We start from the raw sequence: 26,070 nt of genomic DNA, 5'->3' as shown, positions 1-26,070 counted from the left end.
CTCGAGCGGAGTCCGTTGAAGGGAACCGCCATTTGAGCATTTTCGATGCCATAACCTGATCCGCTCCGGAGAATCGTTGGCTCGGCGTTCACCAACCATGCGATAACTTATTTCAGGATCAGGATTAACGCGATTCGATCGCAGATCTTCCTGAATCGCAGCTTGCTCGAGTCTTCTCTCTTGATCGTCATCCAGTCCTACCAATTTTGACAATCGATCGGTAAAAACGGGATGAGAGGATTCAGGCAACCCGGCTTCAGGGTTGCAGTTGCGAGGGATGAGCGGCGTCAACCGCCGGCACCCTGGATCGAAGGAGAGTCGATGTTCGTCACCGTGATCACGGTTCATCGCGGCCAATCGCAGGCGCAGCAAATCGAAGCGCCGACGATCAAGGATTGTCTGGTCGCCTGGGCCGGTCGTCTGATCGTCGAGGGAATGACCGACGAGGCCCAGACCCGATTGCGAGGCAAGATGGCCGATTTTGATTTACCTCCGGTCGAGGGGTTTCGCCACCTCTGGCGATTCCAGAGTGATCTGGGTCTGGAAGGAGGACCGGAGGCCAAGATCTATGTCATCGAGACCCTCCGGATGTGAGACGCTCGAAATGCCCGGGGGCGTCACAGCAACTTCCTGAATCGTCACGGCTGAGTCCCGGATCAACCGGTCAGTCGCTCCAAACACCCGAACCTGCCACTTCGTGCATTTCTCAGAGGCTCTGGCATGACCCGTGCGCTTCGACTCCTTGCCTGCTGCATGCTCGTGATGCGGTTCGGCCTGCCGACATCGACTGCGACCGCCCAGGACGACGCTCCGGCCGTCCCGGCTGATCTTCCCGCCCGCTGGTGGAAGGGGAACCTGCACACGCATTCCCTCTGGAGCGATGGCAACGATTTCCCCGAGATGATCGTCGATTGGTACGTCCGCAACGGTTACAACTTCCTCGCCCTCTCGGACCACAACGTCCTGAGCCAGGGGGCTCGCTGGATGGATCGCGCCGAGGTCGATCGCCGCTCCGGCAACCGTGGGTTCGACCGCTACGTCGATCGCTTCGGACGCAGTTGGGTCGAGACCCGAACCGTCGATGGGGTTGAGCAGGTTCGGCTCAAACCCCTGACCGAGTACCGCGCCCTGTCCGAACAGGCCGGCCGTTTCCTCCTGATCCAGGGGGAGGAAATCACCGACCGCTTCGAACAGAAGCCGATCCACATGAATGCAAGCAACCTGCTCGAATACATCCCCCCCCAGGGAGGGGATTCGGTCGTTGAGGTCATCGATAACAACCTCAAGGCCGCCGAGGAGCAGGCCCGCCGGCTCGGCATCCGCATCCTGACCCACCTGAACCACCCGAACTTTGGCTACGCAATCACGGCGGAGGAACTGGCGAAGGCCGTCCGCGAGCGCTTTGTCGAGGTCTACAACGGCCATCCTGGCGTCCATCACGAAGGAGACGACACCCACGCCTCGGTCGAACGCCTCTGGGACATCGCCAATACCCTGCGGATTGCCGTGCTCAAGGCTCCTCCCCTCGCAGGTCTGGCCACCGACGACTCGCACAACTACTTCGGGGTCGATGGCTCTTCGCCCGGCAGGGGCTGGGTCATGGTCCGCGCCCGTCACCTGACTCCCGAGTCGATCATCGACTCCATCGAGGCCGGCGACTTCTATGCTTCCAGCGGCGTAACGCTCAACGACGTTCAGTACGATGCCGCAGCCGGTGTCATCGAGGTTAAGGTCGCCCCCGACCCGGGTGCCTCGTACACGATCACCTTCATCGGCACGCGCGACACCATCGACCCTTCCGCCGAGCCTGTGCTCGACGACGACGGTAACCCGCTCGACGTAACCGCTCGCTATTCCGACGAACTCGGCACCGCCCTCGCCACGGTCGAAGGAACTCACGCCCGTTACAAGCTGAAGGGAGACGAGCTGTACGTCCGGGCCGTCATCACGTCGAGCATGCCTCCCGAGAACCCCTCGTTCGGCGGCCAGCTCGCTCAGGCCTGGACTCAGCCGGTCGGCTGGGAAAAGTGGATCGAGACCGTCCCGACCGAGGCATCTGACGACTGATCGCCCCCGTCCTGAGAAGGGGGTTCGGCTCATCGTGCGGCCTCGTTGATCGGCCACTGCAAGACGAACCCCCTGAGGATCTCGTCGCTCGCGTATCGCCATCCGTTCGGCCCCCCACGCGGCACAACCCATTGCGAGCGCAGACCCTCATCCGGCTCGATGCGGGTTCGACCTCGCTTCAAGACAGCGAGACCTCAGGCCCTCGCGGCCAGTTCTTCGTCACTTCGCTTGCGGGCCAGCACGAAGACCGTATGGCGATCTTTCCAGGGGGAGCCGATCCAGGCGATCAGCTTCAAGAGCGGAAACGTCAGGACCGTCAGCGGCAGGATCGCCGATCGGAAGACCTTGTGCTGGATGCGGGTCACGATCGTCGTTCCCAGGGTTCCGAACCGCAGGTGGTCGACCGGCTCCAGGCCGCAGTCTTCCATCAGGCGTTCCAGTTGCTCCAGGGTGTATCCGTTGCGAACATGCCAGCCGTCCTCGGTGCGAGTCACGCGAAGGTGGTCAGCGTTGGCCTGGTAGTCACGGTCAGGTGTCGTCAGGTAAACCAGGCCGTCGTCATTGAGCAGGGTTCGAATCTGCCGCATGGCAGCGCGATCGTCGCGGATGTGTTCAATCACGTCGAACAGCAAGACCTGATCGAACGATCCCTGGGCCTTCGGATCCCTCGCAAGGTCGTCGAGCCGCTGCACGCGAAACTCCATCGACGCTCCCGCTTCGCCCAGAAACGACGCCATCTCCTCGCACGACTGGCGTTCCCAATCGTGGATCGTGATCCCCAGACAGGTCGACCCGCGCTTGACAGCCTCGTGAGCGAAAAAGGCGTTGCCGCAACCGCAATCGAGCGTTCGCAAGGGGGCTTCGGGGGTCCCTCGCTGCAGCATCGAGACCACTGCTGCCTTGTCGCGGCTCACCCAGTTGATTCCCGGCCAGAGCCAGTATTTCACCGTCAACCGCAACCGGGAGGCCAGGTCCAGCGAGGGGCGGCTCAGTGGTGACGACGAGCCCAGGGGATCAGCCTGCGAAGCGGTTTCGATGCCGGTCATGGTGTCGACTCCTTCAACGTCGTCGGTCCGTCCGTGGCGCCGAGTCAGCGTGGCGTACTTGGAAGCGGAACCTATCAGATCGTCCCAAACAGAACAAGGCAAACTGTTCGACCGCCTCAGGGCCATCCCCAACCCTTCGGCCCATCCCCTCCTGGTCACCCAACCCAGGTCGCGCCCCGATTGGCTCGATGATTCAAAATGCGCTTTCGATCCACAATTCCCGATTTCCCGATCGTCGTCATGAGGACCAATATTCGACCCGCGTTTCGTTCGGCAAACTCGGCCCGATCGTTCCGACCCGAGCGCCGATCATCTTGAAGCCTGATTCGATCTTGACTTCGGTAATATCACGCTCTATAGATCAGATCAGCAAGATCGGCGAATGTCCGCCGACCGACTTTATCTTTCTCTCCCGGTGAGGCCCTGATTTAGCGATGGCGACGACCAAGAAAGGTGCTTCCGCCAAGGCCACCAAGACTCCTGCCAAGAAGGCCAAGGCGACCGCAGGGAAGAGCGCGACCAAGAACACGACCGCCACTCCATCTGAGGCCACCCCGAAAAGCTCTCCCGCGAAACCGGCCGCCAAGAAGGCTGCTCCGGTCAAGTTGACCGACAACCAGGTCAAGTTCCTTCAGACCATCCACGCGGCGGGAGAAACCGGTTACGAGCCCAAGAACAAAAACGAGCAGCGCAGCCTTGAAGCCCTGCTGACCCGCAAACTCCTGAAGCGAGGGTCCAAGAACAAGGAAACCGGTAACTCGCGCTATTTGCTCACCAAGGCCGGCACGGCCCACCTGCCGACCTCCTGAATCGCCTCACCCCGATTCAGTCTTTATTGATGCGACCACCCGAAGTCTTTCCCCCCTTGATCTGGGACGGGCGGCTCGGGTGGTCGTTTCTTCTTCGGTCCTTGAGTCAGGCGTCGATGGCCTGCTCAACCATGCCGCGTTGTCGCAGCCACTGGGCGACTTGCGCACAGAGCGTCGCCCAGATGAATCCCAGCGTCCAGCCCGCCAAGACATCCGTCGGGTAATGGACACCCAGGTAAATCCGACTCACGCCGACCATCATGGTGATGATCACTGCGACGCCCAGGATGAACACTTTCAACCGCCGTTGCGTCACCATCTGAGCCAGCAACGCCCCGATCGTCAGATACGTCACCGCCGCCAGCAGTGAGTGTCCGCTGGGAAAGCTTCCCCGAGCTGCGTGCATCAGATGAGGGACGATCTCTGGCCTCGGTCGATCGTAATAAGCTTTCAAGCCACTGCTGATCAACTGCCCTCCGACCGTCGCCAGCAGCACCAGAACGGCCGCATGCCCCTTGCGATCCATGATCAGGAACACGACGGCTGAGATCGTGACCAGGCTGATGATCGCCACTCCTCCCAGCGCGGTCAGATCGCGGATCAACTCCTCGATTTCCGGACCTCCGATCGCATCCTCGGGGTTCTCCGGATTCCGAAACATCAACAGGACGGCTTCGTCAAACCGGGCCGATTCTCCCTCGACCACTTCATCGGCGATGGCGAGAAACAGCCAGCCGCCTCCCACCACCGCGATGATGGAGAGAAACACCACCCGGTCCATTCCTGCTCCGACCTCCCACGCTCGACGGATCAGTTCTCGCACGGATCGCAACTCCTCCAGGGAAAGGGTCTCTCAAGGTCGCACGAGAGCGTTTTTCGATTGCCTGTGAAGGGTCAGGGAAGCAGGGACTGGCTCCGAGTCTTCGAGGTGCCTGTCCCCCATTTCCGGCAGTCAGCCCGGCCCGTCAAGGAAGCAGGGATTGGCTCCGAGTCTTCGAGGTGCCTGGCCCCCATGTCCCGGCGAGCCGCTCCCCTCCATCGAATCCCGCTCTAGACCAGGGTGAATCGAGAGAAAGTGAACCCGATTTCTCCAGGCAACTCCCGCGCCAGGGGTCCCCGCGGTTGACGAAGACACCGTCGATTCCGCACGATAGAACGATGAGTCGCTCGTGCTCGAAACCACCACGGTCCTGGCGATCATGAACACCGCTGACGCTCCCGTCCAGCCATCGCAATCCCATTCCAGGCTCCGCACCGTCCTGACCCTGATCGGGTTTCTGCTCGTCTGCTTTGCGGCGGCCGGCCTCGGCGGCCTGTTCACAAGTCAAGGGATCGGACCCTGGTACGATTCCCTGAACAAACCCCGATGGACCCCTCCCAATACCCTCTTTGGCCCTGTTTGGACGGCCCTTTACGCGGGAATGGCCGTGGCGGCCTGGCTTGTCTGGCGACGAGTCGGATGGTCCGGAGGTCGCGTGGCGCTCGGACTCTTTACGGTGCAACTGGCGCTCAACATCGCCTGGTCGGGCCTGTTCTTCGGCGCACGACGCCCTGACCTGGCCGCGGTTGAGATCGTCCTGCTCTGGGCCGCCATTCTCGCCACCCTCATTGCCTTCCTCCCCATCAGCCGACCGGCGGGAGTCCTGATGCTCCCTTACCTGCTCTGGGTCAGCTTTGCCACGGCGCTGAACCTCGCCATCTGGCAGCTTAACAGTTCGTGACGACCGGGCCCGGCCGACACTCCCCTGGGAATTCGCTCATCATGACTTCCGCCTTGCTTGTGCTTTGCCTCACCTTGGGGAACGCGTTCGACGACGAGCCGAACCGCCCTTGCTCCCCTCCCACAGGCAGTGGAATCATCTCTGGTCGTGTGACCTACTCCGGCCCGTTACCCCCGAAAGTGCTCAACCCCGAGGCCGCCACGCGACGATCACCGGTCGAGGTTGATCCTCGGACACTCGGACTTCGCGAGGCTGCTGTCTGGATCGACGCCTCCGCGATCGACATCGACCCCCGAGACGATTCCGACGCTCGCGATCCGATCGAGGTCGATCAGCTCAACTTCGAGTTCCTTCCTCACGTCCTCACCGTCGAGGCCGACCAGCCAGTCGTCTTCCTCAACAGCGACGTGGCGAATCACGGCGTTACCGCCTCAGGCTCAACGGTGGCGAACCGCTTCAACGTCACCACGCCTCCCGGCGGTCGCTACGTCCATCGCTTTCAATCCGCCCGGCAACCGGTCCACCTCGGCTGTCCGATCCACGTGGCGATGTCGGCCTGGATCTTCGTCTTCGATCATCCGTATCACACCGTGACCGACGATCAGGGGCGGTTCCAACTCACCGGCCTCCCGCCCGGCCCTTACACGTTGTTCGTCCACCACCCCGACGGTGGCTTCCGCAAACGGGTCGAGGTTGAGGTCCGCGACGGTCAGACGAGCGAGGTGGACATTGCGTTCGAGGCCGAAGACCTTCGCCCCCCGTCCCGCCGTCGTCCCTGATCGATTGCCAAAGAATCGACGACCGCCTCCTCCTCTCCATCGATCACCCTCGACACAATCCTCGATCCGTCGTATCGTTCGCGACGAATTTCGGATCGAACCCCGAGACGTGATTGCTCACGGAGGAGGATGTCCATGACGAGGATCGCCCGATCCCTCACCGCTCAAGCCCTGACCTCGATCGCGCTGGTCAGTCTGGCCATCCCCTCTGCTCGTGCGATCGATGATCCGACCATTGATCCTCCTCTCCCCGTCGAGCCCCCCCCCATCGAGGTCTCACCTCAAGGAGTCGGCAGCACGCTTGCAGATCAGATCCGAGCCTTCCGAGCCTCGAAGTTCCGAGAGATCAATCAGGCCATTTTCGAACTTCGCGAGCTGATTGCCGAACGCTCGCAGCACATCGCTCGGCTGCAAACCGACCTCCACGAGGCCCAGCAGGAACTCCAATCGCTCGAACGCCTCGCCGCCCTTCGATCGCTTGATGCCACGGAATCGTTCAATCCCGGCGACGTGATCACTCCCGTTCCGGTTCCGACTCCGGTCGTCCCATCCCAGGCCTCGACCCTTCCGGGTACCTTCGATGTCGTGGTGCCGACCTCGGCCTCCGCAGTCGATCCCGGCTGGCAAGGCGTCATTCGGATCGCCAGCTCCAACGGCGGCCGGCTCGACCTGCTGCACGAAAGCGCCGACGGTCTAGGCAAGGTCCAGGCCGGTGCCCTTCAAGCCGACGTGATCGAGATCCGCGTGCGATCGGCACAGGAGGCCGGCATCATCGCGCAGGCCCTGAAGGCGGACAACAACGCGGTCGTCTCCTGGCCCGATCTCCGTATCCTGACGGTGCCGGCACCCTCCTCAAGCCGGATCGACACCCTCGAAGCAACCATGCAGCGCCTCGCCGAAACGGTCGATCGCATCGACCGCCGCACCTCCTCCACCGAGGATCAGCCGTCAGTCGACCCCATCGTCATCGCACCTCCCAGCGAGATCCCTCCGGCGCCTTCGATCCCCGATTGATTGACCGGACCACCGGATCCCCATCACCCCAGCACCTCAGCCGGTGGCCCGTCAAGCCAACCGGCCTCGATCACGCCCCAGAGGCCGATCAGGATCGCCTCGGCCGCGTCGTGCCGCAGCGAGGTCGGCTTTGACGCCCCCGACCAGTCGATCACCCGCCGGGCAATCGCATCGGACTCCCGCTTCGGCCGGTGCCGATCCCCGAAGGCGTCGAGTGTCGCTCGCCAGACCTCCGCGCCGATCACTCGCACGACAATCCCCCGACGCTCCGCCTCGCGCCGCCAGACCTCGGCGATCGGCCCTCCGCCTTCCAGCACCACCCGATCCAGCTCGCCGATCGTCCCGAACAGTCCGTAGACCCCTCGCTTGAGCGTCGCCCGGTTGGCAAAGTGCTGCGATCGATACCAGGCGAGCCGACCATCCCGACCAAAGAGGGCCAGGCCCGTCCTCAGTCCCGTATCGACGGCCAGCAGCGCCATCGGCACTATGCCTCCGGGTCGCGGTGGACCGTCTCGGGCGAAAAGGCCGGCAAACAGACGGCGATGTACTCGGCTCCCTCCTCGCCCGGCGTGCTGTAGCGAATCCACTCCCCCTTGCGCGTCAGGACGCCTTGCCCGGCGTGCACGTCGAGCGTTCCGTCGAGATGCTCCACCCGGACCATCCCGCGCAGCACGATTGTGTACTCGTCAAACTCCGGTACCTGACCCGGCTCGGCCCACCCGCTCGGGCTTCGCATGTGAGCGATGCTCACTCCGTCAGTCCCGCTGTTGACGCGACCGACGTATTCATCAATGAGCTTCGGCTGAGTTCCTGCGGCTTCGATCCGAGTCGGCGTGGGAATATGCATCGGCATGATGGGATACCACTCGCTTCGCCGAGGGCGATCGGCGACTTCGTATTCAGATCTCAGACACATTGGCCCCGATCAATCCGACTTTGATTCCATTCTCCTTCAGAATCCGCGTCGCCTTGCCGTTGACCATCAGCAGGATGAACAACCCGATCAAGGGAAGCAACGCCCCAATCCCCAGCACGATCCCCAGCGCCGTGCTGTAGACCTTCATCGCCAGCAGGAAGATAAACACCATCGAGGCCAGCGCAATCCCCAACAGCATCAATAGCAACACGATTCCCAGCTCTGGCGGCACCAGGAACTGACCGATCACGATCCCAAAGTAGAGCAGGATGCAAACAAGAATTCCTTTTTGATACGTCGCGACCTTCTTCAGATCCTCCCGACTCCCACTCCGCACTCCCACAGCCTCGACCGATCGTCTGCTCGTCTGAGGAGCCTCATAGGGGTTGTCACTCATCGCAACCTCTGCTTCAGGGAGGGAACATGTACGACAATCGCATCGCCCATCAACGCGATCGCCCAATGATTGCCGATTGGTCGATCCCTGAACAGAGGTCAGCGACCTTCACCGTTCGCCCCGTCCAATCACGGTGCCGAGTGCCACCTCCTTGGCACCGGCGCATCAAACCGCCCCGTCGGGGCCGGGAACCGCACGCCGACCTTCCAGAGCATGTCCGGCTGATGCTTCGCCAGCAGATACTTCATGACCACCTCATCCGACGGCGGCATCCCCGGGTCCTTGAACACGACACAGAGCCGCGCCTCGCCGCTGTAGGTGTCGGCCTTCCAGACCTCGATCAACGCGTGCGACTTCCTCGAAATCCGGAAGATCCGCAGTCCGTTGCGGATCGTGATCCGATCGTCCCGGCAGAACTCCTCAAACTCGCGAGGCTCGACCACGTCCCTCACCAGTTGCGCCGCCACCAACTCGGGCACCCCTTGGGCGAAGGCAGCGGCATCGAGCGTCATCGGCTCGTCTTCTCGGGTCGCTTCGGGAGTGCTGCTCCCGTCGATCACCCGAAACACCTCATGCTCGACCAGCTTCGCATACCCCGCCCTCAAGGCCGGGTTGGCGATCACCAGCCTCGGGAACGACCCGGCCACCCGCACCACTTCATGGGCAAAGGCCTCGACCTCGCGATGCAGCTTCGCCATCCAGAAGCCAACATTTTTCTCACGGTCACTGCTCGAATAGCGGAAGATGTGCGGCCCGACATCCGGCACCGTCACCTCGACCTCTTCTCCCGACCGCTCGACCGCGTGCAAGACTGCCGCGTACGACGCCTCTCCCCTTACAAATCGCTCCGCCGCCTCCTCCTGGTTTCCCCCTTTAATCTGCACCTTCCGATACGACGGCCGCGCCTTCAAGACCACCTCGCGCGCAAGCCGATCCGCCTGGCTCCGCTCGTCGGCGGCCTCGATCTCCCAACGAAGGTATCCCGTGCGGATCATGACTTGACGACCGACAATCGGGCCATTTGAGTCCTGAGAAACGCGGTCACGCCTTCGCCGAACTGGGTTGCAACCTTACTCATCAGGATGAGCCACCCAATGCCGCTACCGATCACTCGTCACCCTTTTTTGATTGAACCCGGTCCTTGCCGGCTGGGCTAATCGCCCTCGAACGATCACGGGTCAGCGACTTGATGAATTCGACCCGTCGGAAGCGAAGGGCCGACCAGTCCGCATCAATCGAGACCTGACGGACCGCCTCGAATCCAGCGTCACCCAGCGCCGACCAGCCTGTGTCTCGATTGAATTCGCAGCGGAATCGCTTCGATGAGGCCTTCGGATAGGCGAACCAGACCACCGCATCTCCCGACGCCTTCGGCAGCCAGGCGGTAGCTGCCTCCACGTCCTCCAACGTCTTGACGAAGACCATCGCAAACGGGATCGCCGCCTGCACCCGCGGCTCCCGGTGAACCGTCACCCCGTCGAGGGCCTCCAGTTCCGGCTCGAACCCCGGAGGGGCTCCGTCCACCAGGATCTCACGGTTCTGACCGAGGTTGAGCTTCGTAAAAAGCGATGTCACGCGGTGATCCTCGCTCAAGGCTCCTTCCTCAATGCCGATCACTCATCCCCCTTGGATCGCCGGCACGAGCAGGATCTCCGGCGCCGAGGCGTCAAACTCCCGGATCGGTGTGGTCTTGCCCGGTCCATCGAGCCGGAAGGCCATACGGCCGGGAGTGAAGTGTTCTGCGAAGGCTCGCTCGGCATCGCTGATACTGTCGGGCTGAGCAACATCCCATTCGGCGAGGCAGAGGTCACCGTGGCCGGTCTTGAGCAGGCGAAGCTTCGACATGATTGACACGCTCCGTCGGTGCAAGGCTCAGTAGACGAGAAGGGACCATCGTGTCGCCGATCATCGGCCCAACGTCCCCTATCCATCCGGAGTCCGATCCGATCGCGCCTATTGTAACGGTCGTACCGCCGACCGGCCAGCATCGAACCTCGAACTCCTCCGCAACGCCCCGACTCGATCGAGCTGCCTCACCCCTTCCTCCCTTTGGGTCATCATTCCCGTCATCTTCCTCCCTGTTCCGCTCAATCGTCCAGATTGTGTGACTAAACCTCGCTCTCGACCTGATGATTTCAAGAGTCGGGCGAATCGCTTGCCCCCTCCTGTTCCCTTCTCACGCTGAGTTCATCGTGCCGATCTACGAGCCTCACGTTCCTCCCGCCCTCCCTTCGATCGATCCTCGATCCCCGCTCTCCGTGCACGCATCGACGCCCGAATCGCTCACCTCGCTCTCTACCTCGAGCCGCGTTCGTTCTCCCAGCGGTCTCCACCCTTGGCCCCGCGTTGCTCCCGTGATGCGACGCTTGCGAAACGAACCCCATGTGGAGCCTGCGATCCAACGAAACGAACCCATCCCCGCGTCCGACTCGCGACGAGACGAAGCCATTGCCAGGCACGATCAGCACCGAAACGAACCCGTGCTCAATTACGTAACCTCTTTTCGGAACAGGCGTTCTATCCGTTCAACTGCCCAACGACCCAGCGCACCTCCCCAGGACCAGCTATGCATCCGACCGCTCCAGACCCGCGCCGGCTTCGGCATTCCTCGACCGTCCTCCATGCCCGTTGACCATCGCTGGCTCCCCGCGATTCCCCGGTGCGCACCGCGACGGAGCGAAGGCACTGTCGCATTCGGGCTGTTGCACGCTGGGTCCGGGTTGACAGTTTTCGGCGCCGAACTTCGGCGTTGTCTCGACGTAACCGCTCGCAGTCCCAGGTGTTGGCTGCGCCGAAAAATAGGCGAGGAACTGTCCAAACTGTCAACTCGGTCTCCCCGTCGATGCGACAGTGCCCGGAGCGAACCCATTAGGAACTCCGCAAACCGTGATTCCACAGACGTTTTCGTCAAAATAACCATCGAGCAATGGGCGCACCGGCCACTGTCGCACCGCCTCGACCGTGCGACAGTGGCGTTGCCGGTCCACCTCGGCAACGAGATGCGAAACGGCCTGGTGTTCCCTTCCCTCTCCGCCGATCACGACCAGGGGATCGGCCGACCGCGGTTGATCGGCAAGGGGCGGCCGAGGGGGTCGTGGATCTCGATCGTCGGGTCGATTCCGAGAGCCTCGAGGATTGTCGCTCCAAGGTCGGCTGGAGTAAACGATTCGGTCGTCGGGAACGAGGCGAGCCGATCGCTCGCGCCGAGGACCTGGCCCCGACCGACCCCCGCGCCGAATGCAAGCGAACTGAAGACGCTTGGCCAGTGGTCCCGACCGTCCGGTTTAGCACCAGCCCCCCCTTTGATCGGCTGGCCGATTCGGGGGGTGCGGCCAAACTCGCCGGTCACGATCACCAGAACCTCGTCGCTCAGACCCCTCGCATCCAGGTCTTCGACCAGGGCAGAGACAGCAAGGTCAAACGGAGGGCAGAGGATGTCGCGATGACGTTCAAAATTCTTCTCATGCGTATCCCAGACGTTCGACTCTCCCAGGTTCACCTGCACGAGCGGCACCCCGGCCTCGACCAGGCGACGGCCGAGCAGCAACCCCTGACCCATCAGGGTCCGGCCGTATCGGTCGCGGGCACGAGGGTCTTCACGTTCCAGGTCGAATGCTTCGCGGCAGGTCCGCGAGGTGACGATGGCGATCGCCTGGCGGCGGAACTCGTCCATTGGTGTCGAGTTTGCCAGTCGATCCAATCCTTGGCGAGCCTCGTCCACCGTCTTCAGCAGCGATCGGCGCCGATTGAGGCGATCGATCGAGAGGCCCTCGGGAAGTTCCAAAGCCTCGGGACCGAACCCGGCCTCGGTCGGATCGCCAAGGATGTGCCACGGGTCGAACCTCGGGCCAAGAAAGCCGGCGTTCTGACCAGGGAAGACCGCACCTTCGAACGTCAGGTTCGTCGGCAGGATCACCGCATGCGGCACGCCCTGCGGAGCCGCCTGGGTCGCCGCAAGCACGGCCCCCAGGTGGGGCTGATCCTTCCGAGATGCCGCCACTCCTGTCCCCGGAGGAACCTCGTCCACCCCGCCGAGCAGCCGATGCACGGCCAGTTCATGCACCGGACTGGTCGTCCGCATCGACCGGACCAGAGTCATCCGCTCCACCGCCCGAGCGAGCCTAGGCAGGTGCTCGCCGAACCGGACCCCGGGAATCGCCGTGGCGATCGTGTCGAACTCGCCCCGGATTTCGAGCGGTGCGTCGGGCTTCGGGTCGAACGTCTCCAGGTGGCTCGGGCCACCGGGGCAAAACGCGAGAATCACCCCTCGGATCGGTCGAGACGTCGTCGATCCCGAACCCTGCGCCTGACCCCGGAGCACTCCCGAGAGGCCCAGGCCCAGCCACGAAAGCGACCCGGCTCGCAGCAGTTCACGACGCGAGCACGTTCGAAATTGTCCTGGAATCATCCGCATCATGGGCGATCGCCCTTTGACGGGAAACGACGTCGAGACGAAGGCGAGTTATGGCCGAGAATCGACGACGCCCTCTGCATTTTGTATCTTCACCATCGTATCGGCCTTTTCGTTCTGATCCAAGATCCCTTCTGTCTCCGATCTCGTGCGACTCCGCCCGATCTCGACAAGGCAGTTCGGGGGGACTCACCAATGCCTCCGCTCGCTCGTGTTTTCGTCGATGTGGACACCCAGCGCGACTTTCTCGATCCCGATGGTTCCCTCTTTATCGAAGGAGCCGAGGCGATCCGTCCCAACCTGGCCCGCCTCACCGCATTCGCCCGAGCCGAAGGCATTCCCGTGATTGCCACCGCGTGCGCTCACGAACCGGACGAGCCCGACCCCGAACCGTTTCCCGCTCACTGCTTCGTCGGGACTCCGGGGGCCGACCGAATCGAGGAAACCCAATGGCCAGCAAGCTTGGTTCTCGGCCCCGATGATCCTTTCCAGCCGCCCCAATCGGTTCCTGAGCATTTGACCATTCAGAAGCGCAGGTATGACCTTTTTTCACACCCCGAGGCCGATCGCGTCATCTCCTGGTACGGTCGGAACGAACCAACCTTCGTGGTCTACGGGGTGGCGACCGACTATTGCGTCGCCTGCGCAGTGCGGGGACTTCGAGACCGCGGCTATCGGGTCGCCATCGTAACCGACGCCATCGAGGCTGTTGATCCGTCGGCCTCGGAAACCGTCCTGGCCGAGTTCGACCGCCTGGGCGTCGAACGAACAACCACAGACGCCGTTTGCGGTCAGAGATAACCCGCCGAGCCGAAACGAACCGCCCTCCGTCCTTGGGCCGAGACTCGAAAGGCTTCCTCGTCTCACAATCCAGGCCTTACAATAATGAGTGCGTTGTTCGGGACGAGCCCGACCCGGCCTCCAGATGCCCGCCAACGCTGAGATCCCATCATGCGACCGGACAAGTACAAGCGACGTCAGCAAGCTCCCCGGGCCGACGACCGGCTCCGTCTGCAAATCGCCCAGGAAGCCGCCCGGCGGCTCTATCCCAAGATCGCCCCCGAAGCCGGTTCCGGACCGCTCGGTCAGGCGAGCGAGTCAGACTACTCGACCGCCAAGCGCCAGGCTGCTGCCGTGCTCGGACGGCGGATCCGGCCCGGCGATCTGCCGACGGATCATGAAGTCCGCGAGGCCGTCGTGACCCTGGCCCGAGATCGGGCCGAGGCCGAGGCCGCCGGCGCATCGGCCTTCGTCCCCGAACCGGAACCCGACGCCGAGCCTCCCCGCCTCGCCGATCATCTCGATCGCTTCGCCCTCTACAAGCTGAGGCTCGATCCGCTGGAAATGGTCAAACAAAGTGCCCGTTCCCATCCCGAGGGAGACGCCCTCTACCACAGCCTTCAGGTCTTCGATCTGGCCCGCGCCGAGCGTCCGTTCGACGAAGAATTCCTGCTCGCCGCCTTGCTCCACGATGTCGGGAAGGCGATCGACCTGAGCGATCACGTCGCCGCCGGCCTGGAAGCGCTCGACGGGGCGATCCCCGATCGAACCCGTTGGCTAATCGCCCACCACCGCGAGGCCCGAGCCGCCATCGACGCCGCTCCCGGTGGCCGAGCCCGCCGCGTCCCCGGCATCGAGGCCGACGAACAGGCCCTCGAAGATCTGCTCCTGCTCGGGCGACTCGACCGCGACGGTCGCGTGCCCGGCGCCCCGGTTCCAACCGTTGAGGAAGCCCTCGCTTACCTCAAAGGGCTCGAAGACGAAGTCTATCTCGATGAGTGAGTCTGTCTGAACCTCGCTGCTTGATGGACTTGGTCCAATCCCTGAATCGCTCTCACCTCGTCGGACCAGAGGGTGGTATGCGACTCCCCACCCTCCCCGCAACCCGATCGACAGGCACACCGCGCGACCGATGGTTGAGGGTCGCGACCCGTTTCAGGATGTTCCCATGCACGATAAACCCACGCTCTTTTTCGATGTCGGCGGCGTCTTGTTGACGAACGGTTTTGACACCGCTAGCCGCAAGCTTGCCGCCCAGCAGTTTGGCATCGACTACCAGGAGTTTCAGACTCGTCACGAGATGTCGAAGACCGCCATTGAGACAGGCCGGATCACCCTGGACACCTACCTGCGTCGAACCGTCTTTTACCGCCCCCGAGCCTTCACCATCGACGAATTCCAGGAGTTCATGTACAGCCAATCTCAACCCATCGAAGATGCCCTCGAATGGGTCCGGAACCTGGCAAAACGCGATTCGTGCCACCTGTTCACTCTGAACAACGAATCGCGAGAGCTGCATGAGTACCGCGTCCGCACGTTCCGGCTCCACGAGGTGTTCCGAGGGTTTCTCACCTCGTGTTATCTCGGCCTGGCCAAGCCGGACGATGCGATCTACTCGGCGGCTCTGGGAATCGCAGGGTGCTCGAAGACGCGAGCCCTGTTTATCGACGATCGGCCCTTGAACGTCGAGGCGGCCCTCGCCGCAGGATTCCAGGCGGTCCTGTACACCGGAGTCGAACCTCTCCGAGCATTTCTCAAGGAACACGGCATCGAATCGTGAGCACCGGCTTCACATGGATCAACGAATCAGACAGTCATATGAGTTGAAGACACCATGACCCAACGATTCAGCGATGAACGATACGTCGATACAACCTCAGAACGCGTTCCAGGCGGTTCGAATAGGGGAAGACCTGGGGCCGGGGCGCATTGATCGAGCGAGCCACGACGGTGCGGGGGGAGGTCATCTCGATCAATCCCTCCGCGCCGTGGACCCGACCGAAGCCGCTCGCCTTTACCCCTCCGGCCGGGGCCGAGGCATGGGCGAAAAAGGTGGTCGCCTCGTTGATGCCGACGACTCCCACGTCGAGCTGATCGGCCAGGGTCCTCGCCCTCCGGCGATTGCGTCCCCAAACGCTGGCCGAGAGGCCGAATCGACTGGCGTTGACTGCCTCGATAGCCTCGCGATCATTCGCCACCTCCCGAACGATCACGACCGGACCGAAGATCCCTTCGAGGGCCCGTTCCGGGGCCTCGTCTCCTCGATGGGCCAGCAGCACCGTCGGTCGGTAGAACGACCCCGGCCCTTCGACCGGCCCTCCCCCCGCCAGCACGCGAGCACCGGCGGCAAGGGCTGCTCGGACCTGATCGTGCACGGCGTCACGAGCCCGATCAGAGATCAAGGGTCCAAGGTCCACATCGGGTTGCTTCGGGTCGCCGATCCGAAGCGCATCGGCCAGACCGGCGAACGTCTCGGCCCAGGCTTCGGCCGGGCGATCGACCAGGAAGACCCGCTTGACCGACATGCACGCCTGACCGGCACCAAGGAAGCTCGACCACCGCAAGGCGGCCATGGTTCGACCTTCGGGAGCGTCGGGCAAGACGACCGCCGCATCGAACCCGGAAAGCTCCACAACACCTGGAATTCCGTTCGAACCCAGCGCCTCCAGCACGCGCCGGCCATTCTGAAGCCCACCGGTGAAGATGAGCTTTGCCACATTCGCATTGACGAGTGCCGATCCGATCTCCGGGCCTCCCTGGACGATTGTGACCAGCCCCTCAGGCAATTTGGCGGCGTCGATCGTTTCCTGAAGCAAGGTCCCGCAAAGGCTCGACAGTTCGGACGGTTTCCAGACCACCGCGTTGCCCGCGGCGATCGCATGAGCAATCACTGGCGCATTCAGCAGGATCGGATAATTCCAGGCCCCGATCACGCCGATCACTCCCATCGTCCTCCGCTCGATTCGAGCGGGGGGCATCAACAGCCATCGTTGCCATCGGGGGGATTCGGTGCGAGGAGCGAGCACCCGGCCGGCGGTTCGGATCGTCCATCGCAAGGCGTCGAGGCTCGGGATCACCTCGGCGGCCATCGCCTCGCCGATCGGCTTGCCGATCTCGGCACAGACCGCTTCGGCCAGTTCATCAGCCCGCCGAGCGAGTTCTCGGTGCCATCGTCTCAAGGCCTCTCGGCGTTCCGGCCACGAGCGATCGGCCCAGGATCGCTGAGCCGCCGCCGCCCGACTGACGCTCTGACAAACCTGGTCGGGAGTCGTTCCGGGAATCCGCGCCAGCTCGGTGCCGTTGCTCGGGTTTCGAGCGATCAGATCGGTTGCGAAGCAGGTCGTCATGGTTGGGAGCCTCCAGCCGAGGGAATCGTCTCGTGCAATCGGCCTCGTACCATCACGAAGATGCTTCTGAGCGGCCAACCGCACCTTCCGGCGATCGGTCGGTCGGGGAAACGACCTGCTCGCCGTACGAGGTGCCTCGCCAGGTGACCCGTCCTGTCACGCACATCCAAAGGGACCGGGCAATGATGACATCGGAAACGATTCCGGCCAGCGAGTAGTACATGGCGTAACCGGCCGTCTTTGGTGAGTTGAGCCGGTACATCCGATAAAGCACCGATTGCTTGAGCACCTGGTGCACCAGGCTCAGTCCCAGCAGCCACCAGGCAAACGGCCCGGTCTGACCAAGGGCAAGCATCACGAGTGACGCGATCAGGGCCACGTCGCCCGTCTGGCTGAAGATTAACGGTTCCAGAATCTTGCCAATCAGGGGCAGTGGTTTGCGGTCGTGAGCGTCGTAGAGAATACGACTCCAACCGCGAATCAAGCTTGAAAGTGATGTATACATGCGTGTCGAACTGATCTCAGGAGCGACCGCTGTCTTCACCGATCGGCCCAGTGCCTTCACCCGACGGGCCAGGGCGATGTCCTCAACGAACCGATCGCGGACCGCCTCGTGCCCTCCGGCCGCCTCGTAGGCGGATCGCTCAATGAGGAGGAATTGACCGTTCGCAAAGGCAAGTTTCTTCCGGTCGTTGTTGGCCGTGAACGTCGGGTAGGTCCGCATCAGGACGATCCCAGCGAGCGGAGTGACGACCTTTTCCCAGAACGATTCGCAGCGCATCTCGGGCAGCAGACTTGCAAGCGAGGCGTTCTGTTTGCGGGCATATTCCATGACGATTGAGAGGCACTCCGGATGATGCCGGGTGTCAGCATCGAGGAACCAGAGCCACTGCCCCTCAGTCTGCGGAACGGCCAGGTGCAAGGCGTGGGTTTTGCCCGTCCAGCCGGGCGGAAGGTCGTCGGAGATGGTCAGAACCTGGACCCGAGGGTCGGCCTCGGCGGCTCGTCGAGCAATCTCGGGAGTGGCGTCGGTACTGCGGTCATCGACGAGAAGAATGGAGATATTGGGATACGTCTGAGCCCGAACCGAATCGAGGCACGCGGGCAAGGCCTCTTCCTCGTCCTTGGCGGGGATGATGGCCGTGACCCTTGGCGGATCGTCACCCTCGTACCGAGGGGAGCGGAGGTCGAGCACATCAAGCCATCGGAAGAAGAGGGTGATAACCACATGCCGGATGGGCCAGGCCGCGACAATCGCGGCATAGATCCAGAGAACGGTTTGCTCGGTGGAGGTGAGGTTCATGAGTGAGACGGGCTCGAAGTCCGGGACGGGTCCGTGTCCTCGGCGTCTTCGGGAGAGGCCGGAAGACGGGAAGGCATGGGTCGATCAAAGCCAAGGATCTCGTCGAGGCGAGGCAGCGCAAGTAACCCGAGCACCAGGGCCACCGCCCAGAACGGGCCAACAGCCGAGAGTTGGGGACGCACGGCCCAGGCATAGGCAAAGCCAACCGGCAAGGCCATCAGGCCCAGCAAGGCGCTGGCGACGTGAGACCAGAAGAACCATCGGCTCCTGTACCTCGGGTTGTCGAGGACAGGCCGGGCCGTCCCAATCAGTCTCAGGGCCGAACCCAGAAACATCAGGATCAGCAAAATCAGATGGGACCAGCGGTATGCCTCTTCGGGAGCGACGAGAGTGATGCCCGGCCCTCGCTGACGCAGGAGAAGGCCGCTGACGGCGATGAGCAGACCATCAAGCAGCAGGACACTCATCACGGCTGATCGGGTCTGCTCCAGGCAAGAGGCCGACGCCGGGTCGAGTTGGGGACTGCGGGTCATGCGGGCACCTCGACGTTCGGATCGTCGAGCAAGCGTCGCCTCAGATTCAGGACAAGCTCCACCTGTCCGATCGGCTGACCCGTGGCCTCGGCGATCCGATCGGCCGAAGCGCCCTGATCGGCCATCGCCCAGATTCGGGCGAAGCGCTGGGCCAGGTCGTTCGAGGCCAGCGATTTCCTGGCGGCTTCCGCCTGCGAGCCGACCACCTTTCCCGGCCCGGTGAGGTCAGGAACGCGGATCAACGTTGGTCCGGCGATCCGCTCGTTCGGCCTCGGTTTCTGGTCCCGATGCCAAGGGGTTGGAACGGTCGGTTGATCGGGTTGATCGATCCGAACTCCCGACAAGGGATCTCGACAGGGTTGGTTTCGCAAGACGGCCTGTTCGATCCGCTCGATGGCTGCGCTCAGGTCGGTCAGGTGTTGGGTGATCGGATCCCCTTGAGGTTCGGCGTGACGATCCTTGCGACGTCGCATCCAGACGGCTCCCGCGACGGCTCCGACCAACACCAGCGGCACCGCCTGAAGCAAGAGCAAAACCATCACCTGTGCAATCGTGAGCATAACGAAGCCCCGAACCTCATGATCTGCTCAGTGGTCGTGGTGGTGATCGTGGCCGTGATGGTGATCGTCCCCGTGATGATGAGCGTGCCCATGTCCGTGGTCGTGACTGTGGCCGTGGCTCTGATGCGGTTTCGGCTCGTCATCTGTCACCGGAGGCTCAAGGGGGGCTGCGCCCGAGGACGCATGTGCCTCGTGGGCCATCTGGTAAACGTCCTTGAGAGGGATGTGTTGCTCAGCGGCAAGGCGGGCGCAGTCGTCGTATTCGGGGCTGAAGGTCGGGGGACGGTCGCCAAGCCAGCCGAGCTTCCCTCGAACCGGGCCGAGGGGAGTTTCCACGACCGCAGCCTTGCGTCGAAGCTTGTGACGGCTGACCGGATAGCGACGGATCCCGAGGGTCGTCGTTTCCCGGAAGATGATCGCTTCGAGACTGGTAAGGCTCGCCTCGGTGCCTAGGACCGAGAGCATGACGCCGGGACGATTCTTCTTCATGTAGATGGGCGTGACGAACGCGTCGAGCGCTCCGGCCTCCATCAGCTTGCCGGTCGTGTAGCCGACCAGCTCACCGGGAAGGTCGTCAAGGTTCGTCTCCAGGACCCAGATGCGGTCGGCATCAGGTGAATCGGCCACCGTGCCGACGAACAAGCGAACCATGTTCGCCTGGCCGGGAAGGTCCTTGGTCCCCGCGCCGAGGCCGATCGTTTCAACGGTCATGGAGGGCAGGGGGCCGAAGCGTTCGCAGATGGTCGAAACGATGGCCGCGCCGGTGGGAGTGGTCAGCTCCATCTCGACCGGAGAATCGGCGAGGGGAACGCCCCGAAGCAGCTCAGCGGTGGCGGGAGCGGGCAGGGGCATCCGGCCGTGAGCCGCGACGACCGACCCCCGACCCGGAGGGATCGCACTGGCCTGGAATCGTTCCACCCCCAGCAGGTCAAGCCCGACAGCGGCCCCGACGATATCGACGATGGAATCGACCGCGCCGACCTCGTGAAAGTGGACCTGTTCGATCGGGATTCCGTGGGAATTGGCCTCGGCCTCTCCCAGACGGTGAAAGATGCGCTTGGCCAAATCAGACTGGCGATGGGGCAGCTCGGCCCGGTCGATCATCGCCTCGATCTCGGGGAGATGACGATGGGCGTGCTCCTCTGGGGCGACGACCCGCGCATAGGTTGCCCGGAATCCGCAACGTCGAACGGTTTCAAACGACAGGTCGAATTCCAGGCCGAGCTTTCGGACGGCCCCGACGATCGCCTGCGGGTCGACCCCCGAATCGACGAGGGCCCCGAGGGTCATATCGCCGGAGATTCCACTGAAACAGTCGAAGTAAGCAATGCGCACCGTGACTCACACCTTTCTTGCCCAGTCGGGGCGACCGTCGATTGTAGCCGAGGCCCCCCACTGAGCAAGGCCGGATCGCTGGGGGGCAGGAGCACGAAGAGGGAAATCGCCTGAAGCGATTGGCCGGAGTGGATGTACCGTCATCGTCGGACCGAACCGAGCAGGTCGGCGAATCCGATCGAATACGTCGCGACCTAACTGCAAAAGAAAATTTTAACAGATTATTCTTGAAACCTGCCGACTTGCTCTGCATGTTGATAACTAGCCTATCCCGAAATAAGGCTTTTTCCTCTCCGAACCGTTCGTTACTCGCTCCCCTTTTGGCATCTCGGGACTCGCTGACGGGCTCCAGAATCTCCCGGGATCCGTACGGACAATCACGCATCGGAGGGTTCTTCATGTCCTTAAATCGAAACGCTTTGCGTCGCGGTTTCACCCTGATTGAGTTGCTCGTGGTGATCGCGATCATCGGCGTCCTGATTGCCCTGTTGCTGCCCGCTGTTCAGTCGGCCCGAGAGGCGGCCCGTCGCGCCCAGTGCACCAATAACCTGAAGCAGATCGGACTCGCGCTCCATAATTACGAATCCTCGAACAAGGCGTTGCCACCGCCGAAGCTTCGCTCGGGCACCTGTCAACATGCGTACGTAAGTGGCGATCCGACTGCCACGATTCTGAATACCACGGCCTTCTCGATGATCCTCGGCTACGTGGAGCAGGCGTCGCTGTTCAACGCGTACAACTTCTCGCAACCGTCGTCGAACGACGCCTGGGGCGGCTACGGGCCGGCTCCGACCGGGTTCACGGTCCTCTCGGGCAATGCGATCGTGAACACGACGGTCGTTGGCACACTGGTCTCCTCGTACGCATGCCCTTCGGACCAGGAGCCGACCGTCGAGAATTTCGCGGTGGGAGGCACCGGCCCGTACCACATGCAGAACGCCCGGCGGAGCAACTACGGCACTGCCACTGGCCAGTTCACCGAATACAACTGCATCACCCCGGCGACGCCGAATCTGCCGCCGACCCGGGCGATGTTTTATTCCGATGCCTCGACCCGGCTGCAGGATGTTCGAGACGGGCTGAGCAACTCGGTGATGATCGGCGAGAAGTCGAGCAATACGATTAACTGGTGCGCGAGCTTCCGCTATTTTGGCCCCTACTGGGGCGCTGGGACTCACACATCGACGCACCTGGTCGTCTGGCCTCCCACCTCGACGCTTGCCACGGCCTCAACCCCCAACGCTCCTTGGGGAAACCGCGACGGGACACTGGCCTGCGAGCAGAACAAGCGCGGCTCGTATGCCTGGGTCATGTCGAGCGAACACCCTGGAGGCATCAACGTCTGCATGGGGGACGGGAGCGTGCGATTTATCAAGGACACGATCAATCCCTTCACCTGGTATGCGTTGCAGACGATCCGGGGTGGGGAAGTGATTAGCGCTGACGCCTACTGATTCCGGGCCGGTCGGAGTCGGCTTGATGTCCCCGTCGATCACCGTCCGAACCGACTTCTCGAACGGGAGGTCGGTTCGGTCGGGCCGATCGGATGCGACCTCTCGCCAATCGGGGACGTTCCTCAACCATCGAGGTTCGCTCTCTTCGGTCACGGCTGAGGAGAGCAGTGCATCACCAGAGCGACCACCTGGGTCCCAAGGAAATCGAGTATGACCATTCGTTCGATTGTGGTCCGCGCCGCCGTGGCGGTGACGGTCTCGATCGCCCTGATTCTCGTCGGTTGTGGGGGCGGTCCGAAGTTGGTCCCCGTGGCTGGGATCGTCACGCTGGATGGCCAACCCCTGGAAGGGGCGGAGATCGCCTTCGTCCCGGTTGCGAGCGAGGGGGAGGCGACTTCGGGCAGCGACCGGACCGGCCCGAACGGCAATTTCCAGATGACCTTCAAAGGCCGTCGAGGGCTGGCGCCCGGGAAATACCGGGTTCTTGTGAGCAAGACCGAGGAAATTGCCCCACCAAGCGGTGTGGAAGTCTCGGAGGTCTTTGCGAAGGCTTCGTTCGAGAAGCAGCTCATGGGGCTAACGAAGGAAACGATTCCACCCCAGAATTTCGATCACGAGGTCGAGGTTCCGGACGAGGGGGCCACGGACTTCCAGATCGATTTCAAGTCGAGCAGTAAGTCGAAGTAAATCGGTGGGCACCGACGGCCGACCTCGCGCTCTCAGGCCATTCGACCTTCGGTGCCGCCACTCTTTCCGACCACGCGGCCCTTTGCCTGTGAAGGGGCCGCGATCCCTCATCCCGCCCGAAGGGGCAAGGAGCATCGTCTCGATGCAATCTCGATGGTTGATGATGCTGGTCCTCGGATCCGGGGCCACACTGCAGGTCGGCTGCCAGGGTGAGTCGGACTATGTCGAGCCGGAGCTTCATCCCGTCATCGGCAAGGTGACTGTCCAGGGTGAGCCGCTGGCCAATGCCGTCGTGAGTTTTGTCCAGACCGAAGAAAACGGAACACTGGCGATCGGCGGAACCGACGAGTCCGGGAATTACGTTCTCGAACACGCCGGAAGACGCGGGGCGGCGCCGGCCAATTACAAGGTGTTGATTAGCTACAAGGTGGGAACGGACGGAACGGTGTACGATCTGGCCTCCCAATCGGGCCTTGCACAACCCTATGGGCTCTTCTCAGCCAAGGAGTTGCTCCCGCCTGAGTGGAGCGACCATGGCAAGGCAACGCACGAGGTGACTGTGACGGAAGGGGGGAACGTCTTCGACTTCGACATCGAGGAGCCGCTGCTCCCGCCTCCTGATCCGGTTCCTGGCGAGGAGGTTCCCGTGGAAGAGTTTACCGTTCCGACCGAGGCAGCTCCCGTCGCGGGCAACCCTCGCCCAGGTCCGTCTACGGACGACGGTCCGGGACGGTAGTCCCGATTGAGCATCTCTGAAAGGATGATCTCCGACCACGAGAGACCGCGGAACGAGCGATCGGGCGGATTCCGTCGTCCCTCCTGGCCAAATGGCTCCTGTCAATCACGGTTTGAAGCGGACTGGGATCCACGCGCGGCATGCAATCGGCCAGCAAGCTTCAGGAGGAAATCTCGTCCCTCGGGTCCATCTTCGAGCAGGGCGACCAGGTGCATCGGGATGCGATCGAGTCCGACGCGGGCACCGCAGAGAGCGCAGGCCATCGCGGCCAGGGTGTCGACGTCGCCACCGAGCGAGAGCGCCCGGGCGAGAACCTTCGGGAAATCGTCTGGAGCGGCGGCAAAGACCACGAGGGAGGAGACGACCGATCGGTGAGCCTCGATCCCATTGCCGAAGGGTGGAGGGGAAGGATCGTCGGGATCGAGTGAGACGGCTTGTTCGAGTTGGTTCCGAAATTCGACCGTCTGCGAACGTCGGGTCAGCTCTCCGAAGAACCCGGAGCGGTCGAAGGGGTGCATCGTCGCGGCCATCGCGGCGGAGAGCGCGATGAGCCGGGCGCCGTCGATTCCGAGCGGGTGCCGATGGGTGGGTCGAGCCGAGGCGGCCGCCTGATCGGCAACGGCATCGAGGTCGTGGCAGAAGAAGAGGCCGACCGGTGCGGCCCGCATGGCGGCTCCGTTGCCAAAGGAGCCTCCGGGAAAGTGATGTTCGGCCAGGGCCTGCCAATCTTCTCCGTCACGGTGGGCCTGGAGGAGCCGTCGGGCACCGAAGCCGTAACGACGGTTCACGTCGTAATGAGCGGCGAAGGTTGCCATGAGCTCCGCTTCACGGATGGTTCCGTGCCGGATGAGCGTCTCGGCCAGCCCAACCGCCATCTGGGTGTCGTCGGTGTAACGGAGGGTCTGATGCGGTGGGAAGGTGACAATCGTCTCGGCAGGGCCAGCCTGGGCGATGAACTCGGGAGGCATTCCTTCGTAAGGTGCACCCAAGGCGTCGCCAACAGCCTGTCCGATCAGACACCCCTGGAACTGATCACGAGAGGGTAGGGATGGCATGGGCCAGTTCCTTCGCATTCAGAAGAAATGAGACGATCATTTCGGGATGATCGATTCCCTCGGCTTCCGACAGATGATGACCTGACAGAGGTCGTCGTTCCGGACCGGACCGAACATGAGATCAACCTCGAAACCGGCGTTGAGGAGGATCTCGGGAAGGTCGGCCCCGAATTCCGAGAAGACGGGGTAGCCCCAGTCGCCACCGGGGTGCGCGACCGGCGTGGCGAGGTGTTCGATCGTGCCGTCGGGGCGGAGCCTGGCGCGAGCGAACGTTTTGGGGACGCCAGGCAACAGCGGTACGGTGAACACGTGGCGGCCTCCGGGTCGGAGAACGCGATGGATCTCGCTCAACGCGGCGGTCAGATCGGGGATGTGTTCGAGGGTCTCGGAGGTGAGGATCAGGTCGAACGAGGCGTCGGCGTAGGTCAGGCGCTCCAGGTGTTCGCAGCGGATGCCAGCGATCACCTCACCAGGTGCGGCATCGTCGCGGAACTCGCTGTAGGAGAGATGGGGAAGCTGGAGCAGGAACGTGTGCAAGCCCTCAATCTCGTTGACCTCGGCCACCCTCAGGGCGCGGGCCCTGGGAGAGGCGACCCAGTCGCGGAGGGAACGGGCCGGGGAAGGGGGGTCGCCAAGGAGGTCGAGGGAGAGAAGGACCTCGGCGATGCGTCGGGCTCGGAGCTTTGCCCCACAGAAGGGGCAGTCGCAGGATTCCTTGCGCGCCCAGGCTTCGACCGCCAGGGGAGACACTCCCGATCGCCGCTCCAATTCGGGACGGATGACCCAGCGTCGGTAGAGTTTCGGCCCCCATCGGCCGCAGACGGCGCAGCGATCGAATCGGCGATGGCGGATCGCCCCGGCATACTCGCCGGCTCGCCAGGCAAGCTGGTGACCGCCGTTCCAGAGCGGGAGCAACAGACGCTTGAGCCGGGAGGGGATCACCGGGCGGAAGACCTCGACGGATGATTGCAACCAGGGCGGAATCTCGGCTCACACGCCGGGACTCAAAGCGTTGATGATTGTCGCGACGATTCCGAGGAACAATCCCCCGGCGACACTCGTTCTCAACCCGGCCTGGCTCGCGTGATCTTGATGCCACGGCCCCGCTTGACTACGATAA

General features: G+C 62.9%; 28 protein-coding genes. 12 read left to right on the top strand and 16 right to left on the bottom strand.

Annotated elements, in window-relative coordinates:
* Positions 1-321 precede the first annotated feature (321 nt).
* Positions 322-594 (top strand): hypothetical protein, encoded by a 273-nt coding sequence (locus tag HG800_RS20070; protein WP_169978819.1) that lies wholly within the window; start codon positions 322-324, stop codon positions 592-594.
* Positions 595-720: 126 nt separating this feature from the next.
* The gene (locus HG800_RS20065) at positions 721-2,067 is read left to right on the top strand and encodes a PHP domain-containing protein (RefSeq protein WP_169978817.1); all 1,347 of its coding nucleotides are present in this window, start codon (positions 721-723) and stop codon (positions 2,065-2,067) included.
* A gap of 194 nt (positions 2,068-2,261) precedes the next feature.
* Here HG800_RS20065 and HG800_RS20060 read toward each other — a convergent pair whose 3' ends face one another.
* Positions 2,262-3,113 carry a class I SAM-dependent methyltransferase gene (locus HG800_RS20060; protein ID WP_169978815.1) on the bottom strand — a complete coding sequence of 284 codons (852 nt, stop codon included), beginning with the start codon at positions 3,111-3,113 and terminating at the stop codon, positions 2,262-2,264.
* 434 nt (positions 3,114-3,547) lie between these two features.
* Here HG800_RS20060 and HG800_RS20055 point away from each other — a divergent pair, with 434 nt between their 5' ends.
* Positions 3,548-3,922, top strand: coding sequence for a hypothetical protein (locus HG800_RS20055; RefSeq protein ID WP_169978813.1), 375 nt, complete (start codon positions 3,548-3,550; stop codon positions 3,920-3,922).
* A 106-nt stretch (positions 3,923-4,028) separates the two neighbouring features.
* Here HG800_RS20055 and HG800_RS20050 read toward each other — a convergent pair whose 3' ends face one another.
* On the bottom strand, positions 4,029-4,745 hold the full coding sequence (locus HG800_RS20050) for a phosphatase PAP2 family protein (RefSeq protein ID WP_206352361.1): 717 nt from the start codon (positions 4,743-4,745) through the stop codon (positions 4,029-4,031).
* A gap of 376 nt (positions 4,746-5,121) precedes the next feature.
* Between HG800_RS20050 and HG800_RS20045 the strand changes: the two genes are divergently transcribed.
* The 3 genes from HG800_RS20045 (at position 5,122) to HG800_RS20035 (ending at position 7,436) form a co-directional block, all read left to right on the top strand.
* Positions 5,122-5,643, top strand: a complete 522-nt coding sequence (locus HG800_RS20045; RefSeq protein WP_169978893.1) for a TspO/MBR family protein — start codon at positions 5,122-5,124, stop codon at positions 5,641-5,643.
* 41 nt (positions 5,644-5,684) lie between these two features.
* Entirely contained in the window at positions 5,685-6,422 is a 738-nt protein-coding gene (locus HG800_RS20040; RefSeq protein ID WP_169978811.1) for a carboxypeptidase regulatory-like domain-containing protein, read from the top strand.
* Between the two features lie 135 nt (positions 6,423-6,557).
* A complete protein-coding gene (locus tag HG800_RS20035) occupies positions 6,558-7,436 on the top strand; it encodes a hypothetical protein (RefSeq protein WP_169978809.1) in 879 nt (292 codons plus the stop codon).
* Between the two features lie 23 nt (positions 7,437-7,459).
* Here HG800_RS20035 and HG800_RS20030 read toward each other — a convergent pair whose 3' ends face one another.
* The 7 genes from HG800_RS20030 to HG800_RS20000 form a co-directional block, all read right to left on the bottom strand.
* Complete coding sequence (locus tag HG800_RS20030) at positions 7,460-7,915, bottom strand: hypothetical protein (protein WP_169978807.1); 456 nt, start codon at positions 7,913-7,915, stop codon at positions 7,460-7,462.
* A gap of 5 nt (positions 7,916-7,920) precedes the next feature.
* Positions 7,921-8,289 (bottom strand): cupin domain-containing protein, encoded by a 369-nt coding sequence (locus HG800_RS20025; protein ID WP_169978805.1) that lies wholly within the window; start codon positions 8,287-8,289, stop codon positions 7,921-7,923.
* A 46-nt stretch (positions 8,290-8,335) separates the two neighbouring features.
* The gene (locus HG800_RS20020; RefSeq protein WP_169978803.1) at positions 8,336-8,749 is read right to left on the bottom strand and encodes a hypothetical protein; all 414 of its coding nucleotides are present in this window, start codon (positions 8,747-8,749) and stop codon (positions 8,336-8,338) included.
* A gap of 128 nt (positions 8,750-8,877) precedes the next feature.
* On the bottom strand, positions 8,878-9,744 hold the full coding sequence (locus tag HG800_RS20015) for a hypothetical protein (protein ID WP_169978802.1): 867 nt from the start codon (positions 9,742-9,744) through the stop codon (positions 8,878-8,880).
* Between the two features lie 112 nt (positions 9,745-9,856).
* Positions 9,857-10,324 carry a hypothetical protein gene (locus tag HG800_RS20010; protein WP_169978800.1) on the bottom strand — a complete coding sequence of 156 codons (468 nt, stop codon included), beginning with the start codon at positions 10,322-10,324 and terminating at the stop codon, positions 9,857-9,859.
* Between the two features lie 42 nt (positions 10,325-10,366).
* Positions 10,367-10,594, bottom strand: a complete 228-nt coding sequence (locus HG800_RS20005) for a hypothetical protein (RefSeq protein WP_169978798.1) — start codon at positions 10,592-10,594, stop codon at positions 10,367-10,369.
* Positions 10,595-11,786: 1,192 nt separating this feature from the next.
* Entirely contained in the window at positions 11,787-13,166 is a 1,380-nt protein-coding gene (locus tag HG800_RS20000; protein WP_169978796.1) for a DUF1501 domain-containing protein, read from the bottom strand.
* A gap of 189 nt (positions 13,167-13,355) precedes the next feature.
* Between HG800_RS20000 and HG800_RS19995 the strand changes: the two genes are divergently transcribed.
* The 3 genes from HG800_RS19995 (at position 13,356) to HG800_RS19985 (ending at position 15,720) form a co-directional block, all read left to right on the top strand.
* On the top strand, positions 13,356-13,961 hold the full coding sequence (locus HG800_RS19995) for a cysteine hydrolase family protein (RefSeq protein ID WP_169978794.1): 606 nt from the start codon (positions 13,356-13,358) through the stop codon (positions 13,959-13,961).
* Positions 13,962-14,111: 150 nt separating this feature from the next.
* Positions 14,112-14,942 carry an HD domain-containing protein gene (locus tag HG800_RS19990; RefSeq protein ID WP_169978792.1) on the top strand — a complete coding sequence of 277 codons (831 nt, stop codon included), beginning with the start codon at positions 14,112-14,114 and terminating at the stop codon, positions 14,940-14,942.
* A gap of 166 nt (positions 14,943-15,108) precedes the next feature.
* Entirely contained in the window at positions 15,109-15,720 is a 612-nt protein-coding gene (locus HG800_RS19985) for an HAD family hydrolase (protein WP_169978790.1), read from the top strand.
* A 67-nt stretch (positions 15,721-15,787) separates the two neighbouring features.
* Here HG800_RS19985 and HG800_RS19980 read toward each other — a convergent pair whose 3' ends face one another.
* From HG800_RS19980 to larC, 5 genes are read right to left on the bottom strand one after another with little or no spacing between them, the layout of a single operon-like run.
* Positions 15,788-17,287: an aldehyde dehydrogenase family protein gene (locus tag HG800_RS19980; RefSeq protein ID WP_169978788.1), complete on the bottom strand. Its 1,500-nt coding sequence runs from the start codon at positions 17,285-17,287 to the stop codon at positions 15,788-15,790.
* A gap of 52 nt (positions 17,288-17,339) precedes the next feature.
* Entirely contained in the window at positions 17,340-18,590 is a 1,251-nt protein-coding gene (locus tag HG800_RS19975) for a glycosyltransferase (protein ID WP_169978786.1), read from the bottom strand.
* On the bottom strand, positions 18,587-19,123 hold the full coding sequence (locus tag HG800_RS19970; protein WP_169978784.1) for a hypothetical protein: 537 nt from the start codon (positions 19,121-19,123) through the stop codon (positions 18,587-18,589). Before HG800_RS19970 ends, HG800_RS19975 begins: the two co-directional genes overlap by 4 nt.
* Positions 19,120-19,683 (bottom strand): hypothetical protein, encoded by a 564-nt coding sequence (locus HG800_RS19965; protein WP_169978782.1) that lies wholly within the window; start codon positions 19,681-19,683, stop codon positions 19,120-19,122. The genes HG800_RS19970 and HG800_RS19965 overlap by 4 nt, the downstream gene beginning before the upstream one ends.
* A 27-nt stretch (positions 19,684-19,710) precedes the next feature.
* Entirely contained in the window at positions 19,711-21,018 is a 1,308-nt protein-coding gene (larC, locus tag HG800_RS19960) for a nickel pincer cofactor biosynthesis protein LarC (protein ID WP_169978780.1), read from the bottom strand.
* Between the two features lie 398 nt (positions 21,019-21,416).
* Between larC and HG800_RS19955 the strand changes: the two genes are divergently transcribed.
* From HG800_RS19955 to HG800_RS19945, 3 genes are all read left to right on the top strand, one after another.
* Positions 21,417-22,472, top strand: a complete 1,056-nt coding sequence (locus HG800_RS19955; protein WP_169978778.1) for a DUF1559 family PulG-like putative transporter — start codon at positions 21,417-21,419, stop codon at positions 22,470-22,472.
* A 210-nt stretch (positions 22,473-22,682) separates the two neighbouring features.
* Complete coding sequence (locus tag HG800_RS19950; RefSeq protein ID WP_169978776.1) at positions 22,683-23,159, top strand: carboxypeptidase-like regulatory domain-containing protein; 477 nt, start codon at positions 22,683-22,685, stop codon at positions 23,157-23,159.
* Positions 23,160-23,301: 142 nt separating this feature from the next.
* Positions 23,302-23,895: a hypothetical protein gene (locus HG800_RS19945; protein ID WP_169978774.1), complete on the top strand. Its 594-nt coding sequence runs from the start codon at positions 23,302-23,304 to the stop codon at positions 23,893-23,895.
* A gap of 101 nt (positions 23,896-23,996) precedes the next feature.
* Here the strand turns inward: HG800_RS19945 and HG800_RS19940 are convergent, their stop codons facing one another.
* Complete coding sequence (locus HG800_RS19940; RefSeq protein WP_169978772.1) at positions 23,997-24,950, bottom strand: ADP-ribosylglycohydrolase family protein; 954 nt, start codon at positions 24,948-24,950, stop codon at positions 23,997-23,999.
* Between the two features lie 36 nt (positions 24,951-24,986).
* Positions 24,987-25,922, bottom strand: coding sequence for a class I SAM-dependent methyltransferase (locus HG800_RS19935; protein WP_206352359.1), 936 nt, complete (start codon positions 25,920-25,922; stop codon positions 24,987-24,989).
* Positions 25,923-26,070 lie beyond the last annotated feature (148 nt).

It is taken from the genome of Tautonia rosea, from assembly GCF_012958305.1.
Classification (GTDB): domain Bacteria; phylum Planctomycetota; class Planctomycetia; order Isosphaerales; family Isosphaeraceae; genus Tautonia; species Tautonia rosea.
This window is presented reverse-complemented; position numbering and strand designations above follow the sequence as displayed.

Bases quoted from the DNA above. Each gene is read 5' to 3' on its own strand.
- HG800_RS20070 (WP_169978819.1), top strand. From the start codon at position 322: ATGTTCGTCACCGTGATCACGGTTCATCGCGGCCAATCGCAGGCGCAG.
- HG800_RS20065 (WP_169978817.1), top strand. From the start codon at position 721: ATGACCCGTGCGCTTCGACTCCTTGCCTGCTGCATGCTCGTGATGCGG.
- HG800_RS20060 (WP_169978815.1), bottom strand. From the start codon at position 3,113: ATGACCGGCATCGAAACCGCTTCGCAGGCTGATCCCCTGGGCTCGTCG.
- HG800_RS20055 (WP_169978813.1), top strand. From the start codon at position 3,548: ATGGCGACGACCAAGAAAGGTGCTTCCGCCAAGGCCACCAAGACTCCT.
- HG800_RS20045 (WP_169978893.1), top strand. From the start codon at position 5,122: ATGAACACCGCTGACGCTCCCGTCCAGCCATCGCAATCCCATTCCAGG.
- HG800_RS20040 (WP_169978811.1), top strand. From the start codon at position 5,685: ATGACTTCCGCCTTGCTTGTGCTTTGCCTCACCTTGGGGAACGCGTTC.
- HG800_RS20035 (WP_169978809.1), top strand. From the start codon at position 6,558: ATGACGAGGATCGCCCGATCCCTCACCGCTCAAGCCCTGACCTCGATC.
- HG800_RS20030 (WP_169978807.1), bottom strand. From the start codon at position 7,915: ATGGCGCTGCTGGCCGTCGATACGGGACTGAGGACGGGCCTGGCCCTC.
- HG800_RS20025 (WP_169978805.1), bottom strand. From the start codon at position 8,289: ATGCCGATGCATATTCCCACGCCGACTCGGATCGAAGCCGCAGGAACT.
- HG800_RS20020 (WP_169978803.1), bottom strand. From the start codon at position 8,749: ATGAGTGACAACCCCTATGAGGCTCCTCAGACGAGCAGACGATCGGTC.
- HG800_RS20015 (WP_169978802.1), bottom strand. From the start codon at position 9,744: ATGATCCGCACGGGATACCTTCGTTGGGAGATCGAGGCCGCCGACGAG.
- HG800_RS20005 (WP_169978798.1), bottom strand. From the start codon at position 10,594: ATGTCGAAGCTTCGCCTGCTCAAGACCGGCCACGGTGACCTCTGCCTC.
- HG800_RS20000 (WP_169978796.1), bottom strand. From the start codon at position 13,166: ATGATGCGGATGATTCCAGGACAATTTCGAACGTGCTCGCGTCGTGAA.
- HG800_RS19995 (WP_169978794.1), top strand. From the start codon at position 13,356: ATGCCTCCGCTCGCTCGTGTTTTCGTCGATGTGGACACCCAGCGCGAC.
- HG800_RS19990 (WP_169978792.1), top strand. From the start codon at position 14,112: ATGCGACCGGACAAGTACAAGCGACGTCAGCAAGCTCCCCGGGCCGAC.
- HG800_RS19985 (WP_169978790.1), top strand. From the start codon at position 15,109: ATGCACGATAAACCCACGCTCTTTTTCGATGTCGGCGGCGTCTTGTTG.
- HG800_RS19980 (WP_169978788.1), bottom strand. From the start codon at position 17,287: ATGACGACCTGCTTCGCAACCGATCTGATCGCTCGAAACCCGAGCAAC.
- HG800_RS19975 (WP_169978786.1), bottom strand. From the start codon at position 18,590: ATGAACCTCACCTCCACCGAGCAAACCGTTCTCTGGATCTATGCCGCG.
- HG800_RS19970 (WP_169978784.1), bottom strand. From the start codon at position 19,123: ATGACCCGCAGTCCCCAACTCGACCCGGCGTCGGCCTCTTGCCTGGAG.
- HG800_RS19965 (WP_169978782.1), bottom strand. From the start codon at position 19,683: ATGCTCACGATTGCACAGGTGATGGTTTTGCTCTTGCTTCAGGCGGTG.
- HG800_RS19955 (WP_169978778.1), top strand. From the start codon at position 21,417: ATGTCCTTAAATCGAAACGCTTTGCGTCGCGGTTTCACCCTGATTGAG.
- HG800_RS19950 (WP_169978776.1), top strand. From the start codon at position 22,683: ATGACCATTCGTTCGATTGTGGTCCGCGCCGCCGTGGCGGTGACGGTC.
- HG800_RS19945 (WP_169978774.1), top strand. From the start codon at position 23,302: ATGCAATCTCGATGGTTGATGATGCTGGTCCTCGGATCCGGGGCCACA.
- HG800_RS19940 (WP_169978772.1), bottom strand. From the start codon at position 24,950: ATGCCATCCCTACCCTCTCGTGATCAGTTCCAGGGGTGTCTGATCGGA.